16 protein-coding genes are annotated in these 14,286 nt (G+C 45.1%); 12 read left to right on the top strand and 4 right to left on the bottom strand.

Annotated features, from left to right (window positions below; all coding sequences use genetic code 11):
• Nucleotides 1–24: 24 nt before the first annotated feature.
• The gene (locus tag MSG93_RS01075) at nt 25–666 is read right to left on the bottom strand and encodes a LysE family translocator (protein WP_032871905.1); all 642 of its coding nucleotides are present in this window, start codon (nt 664–666) and stop codon (nt 25–27) included.
• Nucleotides 667–758: 92 nt separating this feature from the next.
• Between MSG93_RS01075 and MSG93_RS01070 the strand changes: the two genes are divergently transcribed.
• The 11 genes from MSG93_RS01070 (at nt 759) to chrA (ending at nt 11,629) form a co-directional block, all read left to right on the top strand.
• Nucleotides 759–1,703: a LysR family transcriptional regulator gene (locus tag MSG93_RS01070; protein ID WP_324619189.1), complete on the top strand. Its 945-nt coding sequence runs from the start codon at nt 759–761 to the stop codon at nt 1,701–1,703.
• A 252-nt stretch (nt 1,704–1,955) separates the two neighbouring features.
• Nucleotides 1,956–2,708 (top strand): GntR family transcriptional regulator, encoded by a 753-nt coding sequence (locus MSG93_RS01065; RefSeq protein WP_324619187.1) that lies wholly within the window; start codon nt 1,956–1,958, stop codon nt 2,706–2,708.
• A 44-nt stretch (nt 2,709–2,752) separates the two neighbouring features.
• Entirely contained in the window at nt 2,753–4,492 is a 1,740-nt protein-coding gene (locus tag MSG93_RS01060; protein ID WP_324619185.1) for a fumarate reductase/succinate dehydrogenase flavoprotein subunit, read from the top strand.
• A 10-nt stretch (nt 4,493–4,502) separates the two neighbouring features.
• Nucleotides 4,503–4,748, top strand: coding sequence for a 4Fe-4S dicluster domain-containing protein (locus MSG93_RS01055; protein WP_005229296.1), 246 nt, complete (start codon nt 4,503–4,505; stop codon nt 4,746–4,748).
• A gap of 10 nt (nt 4,749–4,758) precedes the next feature.
• Nucleotides 4,759–6,168, top strand: a complete 1,410-nt coding sequence (locus tag MSG93_RS01050; RefSeq protein WP_324619181.1) for an ABC transporter substrate-binding protein — start codon at nt 4,759–4,761, stop codon at nt 6,166–6,168.
• A 128-nt stretch (nt 6,169–6,296) separates the two neighbouring features.
• Complete coding sequence (locus tag MSG93_RS01045; RefSeq protein WP_324619179.1) at nt 6,297–7,139, top strand: ABC transporter permease; 843 nt, start codon at nt 6,297–6,299, stop codon at nt 7,137–7,139.
• 1 nt (nt 7,140) lies between these two features.
• Nucleotides 7,141–7,962: an ABC transporter ATP-binding protein gene (locus MSG93_RS01040; protein WP_324619177.1), complete on the top strand. Its 822-nt coding sequence runs from the start codon at nt 7,141–7,143 to the stop codon at nt 7,960–7,962.
• A gap of 12 nt (nt 7,963–7,974) precedes the next feature.
• The gene (locus MSG93_RS01035) at nt 7,975–8,967 is read left to right on the top strand and encodes a HEAT repeat domain-containing protein (protein WP_324619175.1); all 993 of its coding nucleotides are present in this window, start codon (nt 7,975–7,977) and stop codon (nt 8,965–8,967) included.
• Nucleotides 8,957–9,244 carry a DUF971 domain-containing protein gene (locus MSG93_RS01030; RefSeq protein ID WP_324619173.1) on the top strand — a complete coding sequence of 96 codons (288 nt, stop codon included), beginning with the start codon at nt 8,957–8,959 and terminating at the stop codon, nt 9,242–9,244. The genes MSG93_RS01035 and MSG93_RS01030 overlap by 11 nt, the downstream gene beginning before the upstream one ends.
• A gap of 106 nt (nt 9,245–9,350) precedes the next feature.
• Nucleotides 9,351–10,274 (top strand): chromate resistance protein ChrB domain-containing protein, encoded by a 924-nt coding sequence (locus MSG93_RS01025; RefSeq protein WP_324619171.1) that lies wholly within the window; start codon nt 9,351–9,353, stop codon nt 10,272–10,274.
• A 2-nt stretch (nt 10,275–10,276) separates the two neighbouring features.
• On the top strand, nt 10,277–11,629 hold the full coding sequence (gene chrA / locus MSG93_RS01020; protein WP_324619169.1) for a chromate efflux transporter: 1,353 nt from the start codon (nt 10,277–10,279) through the stop codon (nt 11,627–11,629).
• Between the two features lie 46 nt (nt 11,630–11,675).
• Here the strand turns inward: chrA and dmeF are convergent, their stop codons facing one another.
• Nucleotides 11,676–12,659: a CDF family Co(II)/Ni(II) efflux transporter DmeF gene (dmeF, locus tag MSG93_RS01015; protein ID WP_324619167.1), complete on the bottom strand. Its 984-nt coding sequence runs from the start codon at nt 12,657–12,659 to the stop codon at nt 11,676–11,678.
• Between the two features lie 56 nt (nt 12,660–12,715).
• On the opposite strand from dmeF, the gene MSG93_RS01010 reads away from it, so the two are divergent.
• Nucleotides 12,716–12,982, top strand: coding sequence for a metal/formaldehyde-sensitive transcriptional repressor (locus tag MSG93_RS01010; RefSeq protein ID WP_016651958.1), 267 nt, complete (start codon nt 12,716–12,718; stop codon nt 12,980–12,982).
• On the opposite strand, the gene MSG93_RS01005 is transcribed toward MSG93_RS01010, so the two are convergent.
• Entirely contained in the window at nt 12,977–13,594 is a 618-nt protein-coding gene (locus tag MSG93_RS01005) for an ATP-binding cassette domain-containing protein (protein WP_324619163.1), read from the bottom strand. The genes MSG93_RS01010 and MSG93_RS01005 overlap by 6 nt on opposite strands.
• Nucleotides 13,591–14,286, bottom strand: a complete 696-nt coding sequence (modB, locus tag MSG93_RS01000) for a molybdate ABC transporter permease subunit (RefSeq protein ID WP_324619161.1) — start codon at nt 14,284–14,286, stop codon at nt 13,591–13,593. The genes MSG93_RS01005 and modB overlap by 4 nt, the downstream gene beginning before the upstream one ends.

Below are 14,286 nucleotides of genomic sequence, written 5' to 3'. Positions count from 1 at the left end.
GCCTCAGTGCAGTCTTTTTTCTATTCAGGCAAAGGCAACGCTCCAGATCAATCGTATTGCCACTGCACTCAAGATAACCCCCATCACCCGCTCGAAATACACCCCAAACTCTAAAAAGCGTTTCCGTACAATCGGTTGTGCAAACATGATACTGACCAAGATAAACCATGATGCATTCACCAGACACATCCAGATGCCATAACCGATTTGAACCTTTAGCGGTGTTGCAGGATTCACAATCGTGGTAAAAATCGCCAGAAAAAACACGGTCGCTTTCGGATTTAAAGCGTTGGTCAAAAAGCCCATATTAAAGGCCTGGATCAAGCTCGGTTTGCCCAGCGCTTCCCCCGCTAGAATATCCAGATTGGCATTCGGTTGACTACGTAAACATTGCCAGCCCAAATAAATCAAATAAGCCGCCCCAGCTATGCGCAATACCGACATTAACCAGACACTTTGCTGGATCAGCACGCCAACACCCACCAAGGTATAAAACACATGTACCGAAATGCCGACACCAATGCCGATTGCAGTGATACAGCCAATTAGATAACCATATCGCACACTTTGTCGTACTGTAATAATAAAATCAGGACCCGGTAAAACGACTGCCATAAAATGGATCAATGCCAAGGCCAGAAACTCATGTCCATACAACTGCCACATTTGATTTATCTCCATCATGACTACAGGAAAAAGATTGTATTGCGATTTTTAAAGCGCGATAATCCAATCAAAATCCAAATAACTTTTGCTTCATGAGCACAAATCAAAGTCTGGTTCTGTTAAATGAAATGGCAACTTTTGTCAAAGTTGTCGAAACGGAAAGCTTTTCTGAAACGGCACGACAGCTCGGTTCTACCCCTTCTGCAGTGAGCCGTGCGATTGCCCGTTTAGAACGGGCCTTAGGTACACGCTTATTGCATCGCACCACACGTAAACTGCGCTTAAGTGAAAGTGGTCAACAGGTCTATGAACGCTGTGTCGACATGGTCAATGCGGCACAAGCGGTAATGGAAAGCTCGGGACAGTTTCATATTGAACCACAAGGCGTAATTCGGATCAGTGTGCCCAAAGCCGTTGGGCATTTTATGCTGCACCCACATTTGCCCGAATTCCTGGCACTTTATCCCCAAATTGATATTCAGTTGCTATTGGAAGACCGTTATATTGACTTGATTGATGATGGTGTCGATCTGGCGATTCGTATTACCGAACAGCCACCGGGTGGCCTGATGGGACGAAAACTGATTGATATTGATCATTTAATTTGTGCCACGCCTGAATATCTGCAGCAACATGGCATCCCGCAACATCCACATGATTTAAAGCAGCATCAATGTATTTATTTGGGTGAACAGCCCAATGATTCGAAGTGGAAATTCCAGCAGGAACAGAAATCGATTACGGTGCCAGTCCGTGGTCGTTATGCAGCCAATCATACCGGCGTGCGTCTCAGTGCCGCTTTACAGCATCTCGGCATTGCCAGTTTGCCTTACTTCGTGGCACGCCATGCCTTAGAACAAGGGAGTTTGGTTCAGGTTTTACCTGATTGGCATTTTAAGACCCATTACAGTGGTGGTGCATGGTTGCTCTATCCACCTACCCGTCATGTTCCACCTAAATTGAGTGTCTTCATTCAATATCTGGCGGAAAAATTAGCTGCAGAACCGGTCTTATTTCCGCAAAATACGCCAAGCTAAAACGATCACTTTCATTTATAAATCTAGTGACAATAGCAAACCAAATGAAAATCAATGTATCTTAAAATCTTGATTTTCATTTATATCTCAATAGAAATCATCCATTCATAAAACGATAAAAAGCATCTTTATTTTCAGCCTGCGCAATAGACAATGCACAAAAACAGATATTTTTTGCTGCATAAGTTATTTTTCTTCATTTTGCATAATCGCTAATCTAACAACCAAGTTGTTATAACAAGTTTAAGTGCAATGAACCAACCGATTGTGAATAAAGTAAGTGGCGAACGCCCATTGTATGACCAAGTCTATCAGGCCCTGCTTCAGCAGATCGTCGAGGGGAGCTATCAGATTCATCAGCAATTGCCATCTGAAAAAGAACTGAGTGAATTATTTAATGTCAGTCGTATCACCATTCGTCAGGCACTTAATCAACTTCAGCTCGAACACCTGGTTTACAAGATTCAAGGCAAAGGTACTTTCGTGAGCGCACCGAAAACCTTCCAAAACATTTCCCAGTTACAAGGCTTTGCAGAAGCTATGACCAATATGGGACATGAGGTATTTAACGTGGTCAAAGAATTTCGCTTTATTCCCGCCACGCCACAAATTGCATCGAAATTAAAACTTTCAGTGAACAGTACCGTGGTGGAAATCAAACGCATTCGCTTACTTAACCGTAAACCCGTTTCATTTGAACTGACCTATTTACCCGAAGCGATTGGACTAGCTTTGCAAGAGATCAATCTCTCCACGCGTGATGTGTTTTTAGCGATTGAAGAAGATTTATCGATTGCCTTGGGACATGCAGATTTAAACATTGATGCCACTCTGGCTGACGAAGAACTCAGTGAACTTCTGCAAGTCGATATCAATGCACCGCTGTTAAGAGTAGAGCGACTGACTCACGATCATGCTGGACATCCAATTGACTTCGAATATCTCTACTTCTCGGGAGAGACCTTCCAATACCGTTTAAGAGTAGATCGAAAAAGAAATACCTAACGTCACTAACCGTGTGAATTAAAACGCACTCAAAAAGGCACAACATGAATACGATTACACTGGACTATGACATTGTCGTCATCGGTGGGGGGACGGCTGGCCCAATGGCAGCCATCAAAGCCAAAACAGCCAACCCCAACCTGAAAGTTTTACTGATTGAAAAAGCCAATGTGAAACGCAGTGGCGCAATTTCAATGGGCATGGATGGCCTGAATAATGCCGTCATTCCAGGCTACGCCACACCTGAGCAATATACCAAGGAAATTACCATTGCCAATGATGGCATTGTCAATCAAGCCACCGTCTATGCCTATGCCAAACACAGTTTCACCACCATTCAGCAGCTGGATCAATGGGGGGTGAAATTTGAAAAAGATGAAACCGGTGAATACGCAGTCAAAAAAGTCCATCACATGGGCGCTTATGTACTGCCGATGCCTGAAGGCCATGACATTAAAAAAGTCCTGTATCGCCAACTGAAACGTGCTCAGGTCAAGATCAATAACCGCATTGTCACCACCCGCCTGCTGAAAAATGCCGAAGGCGCCATTAACGGTGTACTTGGCTTTGACTGTCGCAATGGTGATTTCTATGTGATCAAAACCAAGGCTGCGATTTTATGTTGTGGGGCTGCTGGACGATTAGGCTTGCCTGCATCTGGCTATCTGATGGGCACCTATGAAAACCCGACCAATGCCGGCGATGGCTATGCCATGGCTTACCATGCAGGGGCTGAACTCTCCAATCTGGAATGCTTCCAGATCAACCCACTAATTAAAGATTATAACGGCCCTGCCTGTGCCTATGTGACCGGTCCATTGGGTGGTTATACCGCCAACAGTAAAGGTGAACGCTTTATTGAATGTGACTATTGGTCAGGTCAAATGATGTGGGAGTTTTATCAGGAACTGCAAAGTGGCAATGGCCCAGTGTTCCTGAAAATGGATCATCTGGCGGAAGAAACCATTCAAACTATTGAAGAAATTCTGCATAGCAATGAACGCCCAAGTCGAGGCCGTTTCCATGAAGGCCGTGGTACCGATTACCGACAAGATATGGTGGAAATGCAGATTTCAGAAATTGGATTCTGTAGTGGTCATAGTGCTTCCGGGGTATGGGTCAATGAAAAAGCCGAAACCTCGGTCAAAGGCCTATATAGCGCGGGCGATATGGCCGCTGTTCCACATAACTACATGCTGGGTGCCTTTACCTATGGCTGGTTTGCTGGGGTCAATGCCGCCGAATTTGTCGTAGCACAAGCCGATTCAGAACTGAATGCGCAGGAAGTTGAAGCTGAAAAAGCCCGTATTTTTGCGCCTTTACACCGTCCAGAAGGGCTATCACCGGAACAAGTGGAATACAAGTTGCGTCGTATGGTCAATGACTACTTACAGCCACCGAAAACCCGACAGAAAATTGAGATTGCGCTGAAACGCTTTGAGGAAATCAAAACAGATATCGCCCAGATCAATGCCAGCCATCCCCATGAGCTGATGCGTGCAGCCGAAGTCGCTGTGATTCGTGACTGTGCCGAAATGGCCGCACGGGCTTCGCTGTTCCGTGAAGAAAGCCGCTGGGGGCTGTATCACTACCGTGCAGATTGCCCTGAAAAAAATGATCAGGACTGGTTCTGTCATACCCATCTGAAAAAGGATCAGCACGGCAATATGATCAGCTTCAAAAAAGCGGTTGAGCCCTATCTGATCCCAATTGAACAAGATGAAGCCAACGCTTACAACCTGCTACGTATCAATAAAAAATTAGTCGCTGAAACAGTCGAATAAGGAACATCACATGGCTTTTATTTTTAAAGAAATTGCCCACCGCACTGCTGCACCTGTGTTGGTGGATGAAGATAAATGTATTGCCGACAAAGGCTGCACCGTCTGTGTTGATGTTTGCCCAATGGACTTATTGGCGATTCATCCAGAAAGTAACAAAGCCTATATGCAGTTTGATGAATGTTGGTATTGCATGCCATGCGAGAAAGACTGCCCGACCGATGCCATTCAGGTCAACATTCCATATTTACTTAAATGAGGGGAACTACATGAGACTTAACCACTTGGCCCAAAGCCTGATTCTGAGCAGTAGTTTACTGCTGATCTTTAGCCCGACACATGCAGAAAATATCCGCATCGCCATTGGTACGCAAGATACCACCATTAACTGTGCTACAGGCGGCTTGCTGATTCGCGAGTTAAATCTACTACCCAAATATTTGCCAAAAACAGGTAAATACAAAGATGCCAAATACGATATTGTCTGGAAAAATTTTACTTCTGGAGCACCATTAACCAGCGAAATGGTGGCTGGTCGTCTGGATATTGGCGCCATGGCAGACTTCCCCGCGGTGAATAACAATGTCGCGTTTAAAAAGACAGGCAAAGAAAGTATTTTCCTGAGTGTGCTATCAGGCAGCACGACAGGTAGTGGTAACGGTATTGTGGTTCCGCTGGGTTCGGAAGTTAACTCGATCCAAGATTTAAAAGGAAAAACCATTTCTGTCCCTTTTGCTTCAACTGCACATGGTCTATTACTGCGTGCTGTTGCTGCGCAAGGTTGGGACCCAAAAAAGGATGTCAAAATTATTGCCCAAGCGCCTGAAGTCGCAGGCCCAGCCCTGAAAAGTAACAAGATTGATGCCCATGCCGACTTCGTCCCTTTTGCAGAATTATTTCCCTACCAAGGTTTTGCCCGCAAAATTTATGACGGCGCACAGGCCAAGACCCCAACCTTTCATGGTTCTTTAGCCAGCAAATCTTATGCTCAACAATACCCGGAAATTATTCAGGCCTATTTACGCGCGACCATTGAAGCCGATCAACTGATCCGTAAACAACCTGAAAAATATAGTGAACTGATTGCAGCTAAAACCGGTATCCCTGCCGAAGTGGTGTATTTATTTCATGGACCTCTCGGCGTACAGACCCGTGACCTGACCTGGAAACCTGAATACAAACGTGCCACACAAACCGCAGTCGATACCCTGAAATATCTGGGTCGTGATGATGTTGATCTTAATGTCAATCAATTCATTGATGAGCAATACATTAAAAAAGCCTTCCAGAGTGCCGGCCTGAATTACGCGCAACAACTCAAAAATTACGCTCAATCCCCTCTCGTTGCCAAAGATGCCCTGACGCAAAAACCGATTCAAAGTTTTGATCGGGTCACACAAATTTGGGTGAAAGGCGAAGGCCAAGTGCGTAGTTATGCCACACCTGAAACGGCCTTTGCAGATTTAAATAAATTAAAGCAGAGCGGTAAAAATATCCGTGTGGTCTACAACCAAGATCGTAATTTAAAAATCAAATTACTGGCGAATCTGGCATGGTATGCCACCGATAAAAACGGTCAGATCAGTGCATTCTTACTGCGTGGGGATGCCAACAATTGGGCCAAAACACATGGCGGCAAAGTCTATGACTTTAATAATGCCCAAAAGCTGGTGAAGTGATCAAATCCCTCCCAACCTCCCTTTAGAAAGGGAGGAGCCTCACGAATCTTAGTCAGTCTTTAGACTCGTGAAAAGTCCCCCTTTTAAAGGGGGATTTAGGGGGATTTTGAGATTCAGGAGAAAACAATATGAATAGTTTAGCGGATACCCAACCGATTCAGTCTAAGGCAATCCGCCCTGTGCTGAAATTTTCAAAAAGTCGTGTCATTTCATACAGCTTAAGTGCCGTGTCACTGGTATTCAGTCTGGTATTTTGGCAACTGGCTTCACAGCATCATTTAAATTTAGGGCTAATCAATTTTGCCAATGTGCCTTCGCCACGAGAAGTGATTCAGTCTTTAGTTGCTTTTGCCGAACTGGATACCGCGCTTGCACATGTCAAAGCCAGTATTACTCGAGTGTTGGTTGGCTTCTTACTCGCGTCAGTGGTTGGGGGCATTTTAGGATTATTGATTGGTTATTCCAAAATGCTGGCGGCTCTATTGATGCCACCTTTGGAAATCTTGCGTCCGATTCCGGCTGTGGCATGGATTCCCTTGGCAATTCTAATGTTTCCATCATCAGAAGCCTCAATGATTTTTATTACCTTTTTAGGTGCGTTATTTCCAATCTTGCTCAATACCATTCATGGCGTTGAAGGCGTGGATCAACGTTTAATTGCTTCCGCAAAAAGTCTGGGGGCGGGTCAGTTTGCCATTTTGCGAGAAGTGATTATTCCAGGCTCTTTACCTAGTATCACCACTGGTCTTGCAATTGGCATGGGTACCTGCTGGTTCTGTTTGGTCACAGCTGAAATGATCTCTGGTCAGCTTGGGATTGGCTATTTCACCTGGGAATCCTTCACCTTGCAAAACTACGCAGACATTATTGTCGGCATGTTGTTGATCGGCGCATTAGGCATGTTCAGCAGTGCTTTTCTGCGTTATCTAGGCAAGAAACTCACCCCGTGGTATCAGTTAAGGAAGGCATAACATGCGTCAGTACGGTCATATTCATTTAAACAATATCAACCTGCATCTGGGTCAGGATAAACAACGCTTTCAGGCACTGGATCAGGTCTCTTTTGACGTTCAGGCAGGCGAATTTGTCTGTTTACTGGGTCCTTCGGGTTGCGGTAAATCAACGCTGCTCGGTGCACTGGCAGGACATTTACCGATTAGCTCGGGCAGCATGTTACTCGATCAAAAAACCATTGAAAAACCCTCTTCCGATCGCGGTCTGGTGTTCCAGCAACACACCCTGTTCCCCTGGAAAAGTGTACTGGACAATGTCTGCTTTGGCTTGAAAATGAAAGGCATTTCCAGAGCCCAAAGACAGGAACAGGCAGCACAAATGATTGAACTGGTCGGCTTAAAAGGTTTTGAACATCAATATCCTGCCGAGTTATCCGGTGGCATGCAACAGCGGGTTGAAATTGCACGAGTGCTAATTAATCAACCGCGTGTGTTGCTGATGGATGAACCCTTTGGCGCGCTGGATGCGCAAACCCGTTTAAAGATGCAGGAACTTTTACTTGAAATCTGGCAAAGCATCCAGACCTCGGTGCTGTTCATTACCCACGATATTGATGAGGCCTTGTTTCTAGCGGATCGAGTCCTGATCATGAGTCATCGTCCGGGACGTATTATTGAAGAAATCAAACTGGATTTTGCACGTCCACGTCATGTTGATCTGGTCACTTCGACTGAATTTACCCAAATTAAAAAACATTGCATACAAGTATTAAAACAGGCCACCCAAGCCGAACTGAGCCGGTTAAATCCACTCGGTTTAAATCAGAAAGCCGCTGTTTAGGAAGCATAAAAGATGAGTTTAAATTACCCAATCCTGACAGATATTGATGCTGATTATGCCGATTATCTCCATCAACTGAATCAGGACGATGAAAATATCCGCTTTGTCGCAATGATGAATATTGCCGATGAGGAACAAACAGAATTATTGGCTTGGTTACAGCACGCGGTGTTACATGATCCTGCCAGCAAGGTTCGTGAGTTGGCAGCCACCCGTTTAGAGGGCTGGGAGGATGCAAAGTCTTTAAATACCTTGGCCCAAGCCTTGAGCGATCCACATGAAAATGTGCGTGTTGCAGCTGCGCAAAGCTTAAGTGAAATTAAATATCCCGAATCTGCTGGACATTTGGCCAGCTATTTAAAGCATCAAGATGACTTTGTGCTTGCCTCAGTGTTAAGAGCAATTAAGGAGTTACGTGCTGAGCAGCTGTTTGATGATATTTTGCAACAGCTACAACATGCCAATCCTTTGGTACGTAAGGAAGCCGTCAGCAGCTTAAGCTGGTTGCAGAAGCCTGAGGGATTATCTGCTTTGGCACAGATTGCCCAGTTTGATGTTGAAACTGAAATCCGTCGTATCGCCACAGGCGGTTTGGCAGCCAGTCAAGTTTTAACGTCCGAAATTTTATCGGCCTTGCACAGCTCCCTGACTGCCGAAGCATGGCAACTCCGGGTCGAAGCTGCCTTGACCATTGGAAAACTAAAAGCCTTCGAATTAGAACAGCCACTGTTGCAACAGCTGGATGATACTTACTGGCAAGTACGGATTGCGGTGGCCCGCAGTTTAGGCTTACTTCGGTCCAAAGCTGCGATTGCCAAACTTCAGGAAAATTTCCAGCATGACATCAGTAACTTGCGCAAAGAAGTGGCGATCGCCTTAGGGGAAATTGGTGGAGAACAGGCCCAGCATATTTTATTGCAACATGCCGAAGACCCAGACCCGGAAGTACGTAAATCGATCCGTATCGGGCTGGCGCTGATTCAGGAGAAACAAGATGTCGCTTGAACCAGAACAGCTTAAAGTCGATACCGAGCAGCAACGCCTGTTGCTGTCTTGGCAGGATGGTACAGAAAAAGATTTTAGCCATGGCCAACTGAGAGCCAGTTGTCCTTGCGGATTTTGTCGAGCCAAACGCCTACGTCAGCAAGAAATTCAATATCCAGAGCATGTTGCCATCTCTGCGATCTACTCACAAGGTTACGGCATTCAAATCTGTTTTGATGATGGACATGACCAAGGTATCTTTCCCTGGGCATTTTTAAAAGCCTTGAATCTGTCATAAAACATTCAAATAACTTATATATAAACCCTAAAAGGATATGAATTTTTTAGATTTATAAAATAAAATTTAAGTGTAATATATTTAACAAATAAGTTGAGTATATTACATGAAAATAACCTTACTCATTTCCTCTCTCCCCACCCAGAACACCACAACACGGATGCGGGTATGGCGATCACTCAAAGCCTGCGGTGCAGCCACACTAAGAGATGGGGTATATATTTTGCCGGTAGAGCACTCAGAAAAGTTTAATGCGATTGCCGAAAATTTAATTGCAGAACATGGCAGTGCCTATCTATTTGAAACCATTGCCTCAGAACATCTGGATCTCGTACAGCTATTTAACCGGAAAGAAGACTATGAAGCGCTCTATCAGCAGCTCAGCCAGCTAAGACAGGCACTCAACCAGACCGATAAAAAAGAACTGCTGAAACAGATCCGCAAGCTACGCAAGCAGCTCGCTGCATTAATTGAAATTGACTATTTCCCAACCGAAGCACAGCAGCAAACGGTTCGGGAACTCAATGCAGTTGAACAGAGTATTTTACGTTGCGGTGAAAGCGATGAACCGCATGCTCTATACGGCGATATTCAGATCCTACGCAAACAGGACTTTCAAAATAAGGTTTGGGCCACCAGAAAACGCCCATGGATTGATCGTTTAGCATCCGCCTGGCTGATCCAGAATTTTATTGACCCTGAGGCAACCTTCATCTGGTTAGACACACCAAACGATTGCCCAGCCACTGCTCTGGGATTTGATTTTGATGGCGCCCGCTTTAGTCATATCGATCATTGGGTCACGTTTGAAACCTTATTGCACAGTTTTGCTCTGCATCAACATTCTGCTTTAAAGCAGATTGCGGAAATTGTGCATTTTCTTGATGTTGGTGGTGTGGAGCCACCCGAAGCAATCGGAATTGAAAAAGTCATCCAAGGCTTAAGAACTAAAATTACGGATGATGATCAGTTACTTGAACTCTCTAATTATGTCTTTGATGGCCTCTATGCCAATTTTTCTCGAGAATGATCATGCAACAAAAACAAATCAATGAGCTCGATCAGCCCATCGCCGCTGTACCCTTTTGGCAAGCCTTGCTGTTCTGGCTGAAACTGGGGTTTATCAGTTTTGGCGGACCGGCAGGCCAGATTGCAGTGATGCATCAGGAACTGGTCGAAAACAAACGCTGGATTTCTGAAAAAAGATTCTTACATGCATTGAATTATTGCATGCTTCTGCCCGGTCCCGAGGCGCAACAGCTGGCCACCTACATTGGCTGGCTCATGCATCGAACAGCGGGTGGGCTGGTGGCAGGGATTCTGTTTGTACTTCCCTCGCTGTTTATCCTGATTGCCCTGTCCTGGATTTATGTACAGTTTGGTGATGTACCGATCATTGCAGGACTATTTTATGGCATTAAACCTGCAGTCACGGCGATTGTGTTTCATGCGACTTATCGTATTGGCAGTCGCTCACTTAAAAATCCATTTTTGTGGGGAATCGCCGCTGCCGCATTTATTGCCATCTTTATGTTTAATGTCCCTTTTCCCCTGATCGTTTTAGCAGCTGCCTTGACCGGCTATCTGCTCAGCAGGAAAAAACCGGATTTATTTACAGCTCAGGTAGCTCATCAAAACAGTCATAAAAGCTATGGAACTGCCCTGATTGATGATAATACCCCGACACCAGCGCATGCCATTTTCCGCTGGCGCAATCTCGTCAAAATCCTGCTCATTGCAGCATTACTTTGGTGTGTGCCGATGCTGCTTTTAACTTTGGGATTGGGTTGGCACCATGCTTATACCCAGATGGCATGGTTCTTTACCAAGGCCGCCTTACTCACTTTCGGCGGTGCTTATGCCGTATTGCCCTATGTCTATCAGGGTGCAGTCAATTATTATGCATGGCTAAGTCCCACTCAAATGATTGATGGTCTGGCACTGGGTGAAAGTACTCCCGGTCCTCTGATCATGGTCGTGGCATTCGTGGGTTTTCTAGGGGCGTACAATCATGCTGTATTGGGTGCTGAACAGCTGTTTTTAGCAGGTGCACTCGGCGCTGTAATTGTCACATGGTTTACCTTCTTATTTTCCTTTGTATTTATTCTGGCAGGCGCGCCAATCATTGAATCGACCCATAATGAACTGAAATTCACGGCACCCCTCACCGCCATTACGGCCGCCGTGGTCGGGGTCATTTTAAATCTGGCTTTATTCTTTAGCTATCATGTGCTGTGGCCAAAGGGCTTTAACCACCCGTTTAATTATGAAGCAGCCTGTATTACCCTTGCAGCACTGATTGCCTTATTCAAATTCCAGATCAATGTGTTGTATGTGATATTTGCCTCAGCCTTTTGTGGCCTGATCTTATATATCGGTGCTTAAGCAGATGCATCGGGTAGCGCAAAATCCTACTCGATGCCACTCAATCTTAAATATGATGTATTTCGACTGAGGCATGCACAATTTCCTCATGAATCGCCAGCGCGGCTTTGACCTGATCAGGATTAAGACCGGTCAATGTCGTTTCCAGACCGACAATACACGAGAACTTGCCTTTCCCCACTTTCCACACATGCAGATCGGTAATGTCAACCTGTGAAAACCCGGCAATCACCTCCCGTATTTCTTCAACCACAGGATGACCCATTTCGGCATCCAGCAAGGTTTTTCCCGTTTCCTGCATCAACCCCCAAGACCATTTCGCCACCAGCAATGCACCCACAATTCCAAGCAAAGCATCCAGAAAATTCCAGCCGAAATATTTGGCTGCAAATAAGGCAATAATGGCCAGAACAGAGGTTACCGCATCGGCAACCACATGCAGAAATGCAGCTTTTTGATTTAAGTCATGATGGTCATGAGCATGTTGATGTGCTTCATGATGCTGGCTATGCGAATGGTGATGGTGATGGTGATGGTGATGGTGATGGTGATGGTGATGGTGATGGTGATCATCATGACCACCTTCATGTAATAGCCAAGCACAAATCAGGTTGACCATCAGGCCAATAATCGCAATCGGAATCGCCTCATTAAAATGAATGGTGACCGGATTGAATAAGCGCTCCAGTGACTGAATCCCCATTAACAGGGCTACTACCATCAGTAAAATCGCACTGCTATATCCCGCCAGAATTTCAATTTTCCAGGTCCCAAAACTAAAGCGTTGATCGTGGGCATAATGTCGTGCCATACGATAAGCAAAATAAGCCAGTCCCAAGGCCAGCATATGCGAGCTCATATGCCAGCCATCGGCAAGTAAAGCCATCGAATTAAAAAACCAGCCGCCCAGAATTTCCAGCACCATCATCACCGCAGTTAAAAGGGTGGCAATTAAAATTCTTTTTTGCGCCAAGGGATTTCCTTGATCAAACTGATGAGAATGACGTCGTTCTAGGTTACTATGCTGCATTTATTTTAGTCTTCCAATATACTCCCCCTAGTATATATTTTTTTAGGAAAAAAAGTATGTCTCACCTACATCAAGATAAGAAAATTTTAAATCGTCTTAAGCGGATTCAAGGACAGTTCGCAGCAGTCGAGAAATCGCTCACCAATCCTGAAAGTTCTTGCATAGAGGTTTTACAGCAGGTTGCAGCAGTCAAAGGTGCAGTGAATGGTTTAATGAACCAGTTGATCGAACAACACCTAAAAGAACATGTATTAAAAGGTGCTGATCATGTCGATGAGGAAGAAGTAGAAAAGTTTTTCACCTTATTACAACGCTATCTATAAATACCAGATCGTCTTGCTCAGTTGCTCGATCTCGGCATGATCATGACTCACATATAACATCGGAATCTTGATTTCCTGTTTGACACGTTGAAAAAAAGGAATGATCTCGGCTTTATGCGCCGTATCCAGTGCAGACAGTGGCTCATCTAAAAGCAGCAATTGTGGCGAGTATAATAATGCTCGTCCCAAAGCCACTCGCTGTTTTTCGCCTCCAGACAGCTTAATCGGCATACGTTCCAGCAAATGTCCCAATTTGAGTAACTCAACAATATAGTCCACTTCAAACTGACGTTGTTGTGGTGCAATATGCTTAAAACCAAACAGTAAATTCTGTTTGACGTTTTTATGCGGAAACAGTTGTGCATCCTGAAAAACCAAGCCCACGCGACGCTGCTGTGTACTGAGATGAATATTCTGATCTTGATCAAACCAGATCTGATCCTGAATTTTAATCCAGCCCGATTGCGGTCGAATTAAGCCTGCAATGCTGTGTAATATTGTGGTTTTCCCCGAACCCGAAGCCCCAAATAAACCAATTACTGTCTGATCAGATTGAAAGCGTTGATCCAGACAAAATTGCCCTTGCTGTAGCTGTATATGACAATCAATCATGCTGAATACCCACGCTTATTTTTCTGATATCGGCTGAACCACTGTGCAAACCAGAGCGCAAAGAACGCCACGGTTAAAGACAATATAATCAATCTCCATACTGCTGCCTCGGTATCCGGTTGCTGCATCAAGCTATACATCGCCAGCGGTAAAGTCCGGGTTTCACCGGCAATATTGCCAACAAAGGTAATGGTTGCACCAAATTCTCCCAAACTACGACAGAAACACAGAATACTACCCACCAAAATCCCGCTACTGGCCAATGGCAAGGTCACCTGTATAAAAGCGCCAAGGGAGGATGCGCCCAAGGTTTTCGCAGCCATTTCCAAACGTTGATCTACCAGTTCAATCGCCAGTCGAATCGATTGTACCAACAAGGGAAAGCCCATGACCGCCGAGGCCAATACCGCCCCTTTCCAGTTAAAGGCAAACTCTAAACCGAAAGGTGCCAGATATTGTCCGAATAATCCGCGATTACCAAACAATTGCAGTAACAAGTAGCCCGGCACCACAGGTGGCAAAACCAAAGGCAAGAACACCAAGGTCTCGAACAGTGATTTTCCCCAAAACTCTTTTCGGGCCAATACCCAAGCCACTAACGTTGCAGGAATGAGGCTAAACACCAGACATACGGCGGCCACTTTACACGATAGCTTGAGGACTTCAATTTCTTCGGGACTAAGGATCATCAT

The organism is Acinetobacter sp. IK40, assembly GCF_035615075.1.
Taxonomy (GTDB): domain Bacteria; phylum Pseudomonadota; class Gammaproteobacteria; order Pseudomonadales; family Moraxellaceae; genus Acinetobacter; species Acinetobacter courvalinii.
The sequence above is the reverse complement of the archived record's forward strand: the minus strand, read 5'-3'. Positions and strand labels throughout refer to the sequence as shown.

Excerpts from the sequence above, each read along its gene's own strand:
- modB (WP_324619161.1), bottom strand. The coding sequence starts at position 14,286 with ATGATGATCCTTAGTCCCGAAGAAATTGAAGTCCTCAAGCTATCGTGT.
- MSG93_RS01010 (WP_016651958.1), top strand. The coding sequence starts at position 12,716 with ATGTCTCACCTACATCAAGATAAGAAAATTTTAAATCGTCTTAAGCGG.
- MSG93_RS01025 (WP_324619171.1), top strand. The coding sequence starts at position 9,351 with ATGAAAATAACCTTACTCATTTCCTCTCTCCCCACCCAGAACACCACA.
- MSG93_RS01035 (WP_324619175.1), top strand. The coding sequence starts at position 7,975 with ATGAGTTTAAATTACCCAATCCTGACAGATATTGATGCTGATTATGCC.
- MSG93_RS01060 (WP_324619185.1), top strand. The coding sequence starts at position 2,753 with ATGAATACGATTACACTGGACTATGACATTGTCGTCATCGGTGGGGGG.
- MSG93_RS01055 (WP_005229296.1), top strand. The coding sequence starts at position 4,503 with ATGGCTTTTATTTTTAAAGAAATTGCCCACCGCACTGCTGCACCTGTG.
- MSG93_RS01070 (WP_324619189.1), top strand. The coding sequence starts at position 759 with ATGAGCACAAATCAAAGTCTGGTTCTGTTAAATGAAATGGCAACTTTT.
- MSG93_RS01075 (WP_032871905.1), bottom strand. The coding sequence starts at position 666 with ATGTGGCAGTTGTATGGACATGAGTTTCTGGCCTTGGCATTGATCCAT.
- MSG93_RS01045 (WP_324619179.1), top strand. The coding sequence starts at position 6,297 with ATGAATAGTTTAGCGGATACCCAACCGATTCAGTCTAAGGCAATCCGC.
- MSG93_RS01040 (WP_324619177.1), top strand. The coding sequence starts at position 7,141 with ATGCGTCAGTACGGTCATATTCATTTAAACAATATCAACCTGCATCTG.
- MSG93_RS01005 (WP_324619163.1), bottom strand. The coding sequence starts at position 13,594 with ATGATTGATTGTCATATACAGCTACAGCAAGGGCAATTTTGTCTGGAT.
- dmeF (WP_324619167.1), bottom strand. The coding sequence starts at position 12,659 with ATGCAGCATAGTAACCTAGAACGACGTCATTCTCATCAGTTTGATCAA.
- MSG93_RS01030 (WP_324619173.1), top strand. The coding sequence starts at position 8,957 with ATGTCGCTTGAACCAGAACAGCTTAAAGTCGATACCGAGCAGCAACGC.
- chrA (WP_324619169.1), top strand. The coding sequence starts at position 10,277 with ATGCAACAAAAACAAATCAATGAGCTCGATCAGCCCATCGCCGCTGTA.
- MSG93_RS01065 (WP_324619187.1), top strand. The coding sequence starts at position 1,956 with ATGAACCAACCGATTGTGAATAAAGTAAGTGGCGAACGCCCATTGTAT.
- MSG93_RS01050 (WP_324619181.1), top strand. The coding sequence starts at position 4,759 with ATGAGACTTAACCACTTGGCCCAAAGCCTGATTCTGAGCAGTAGTTTA.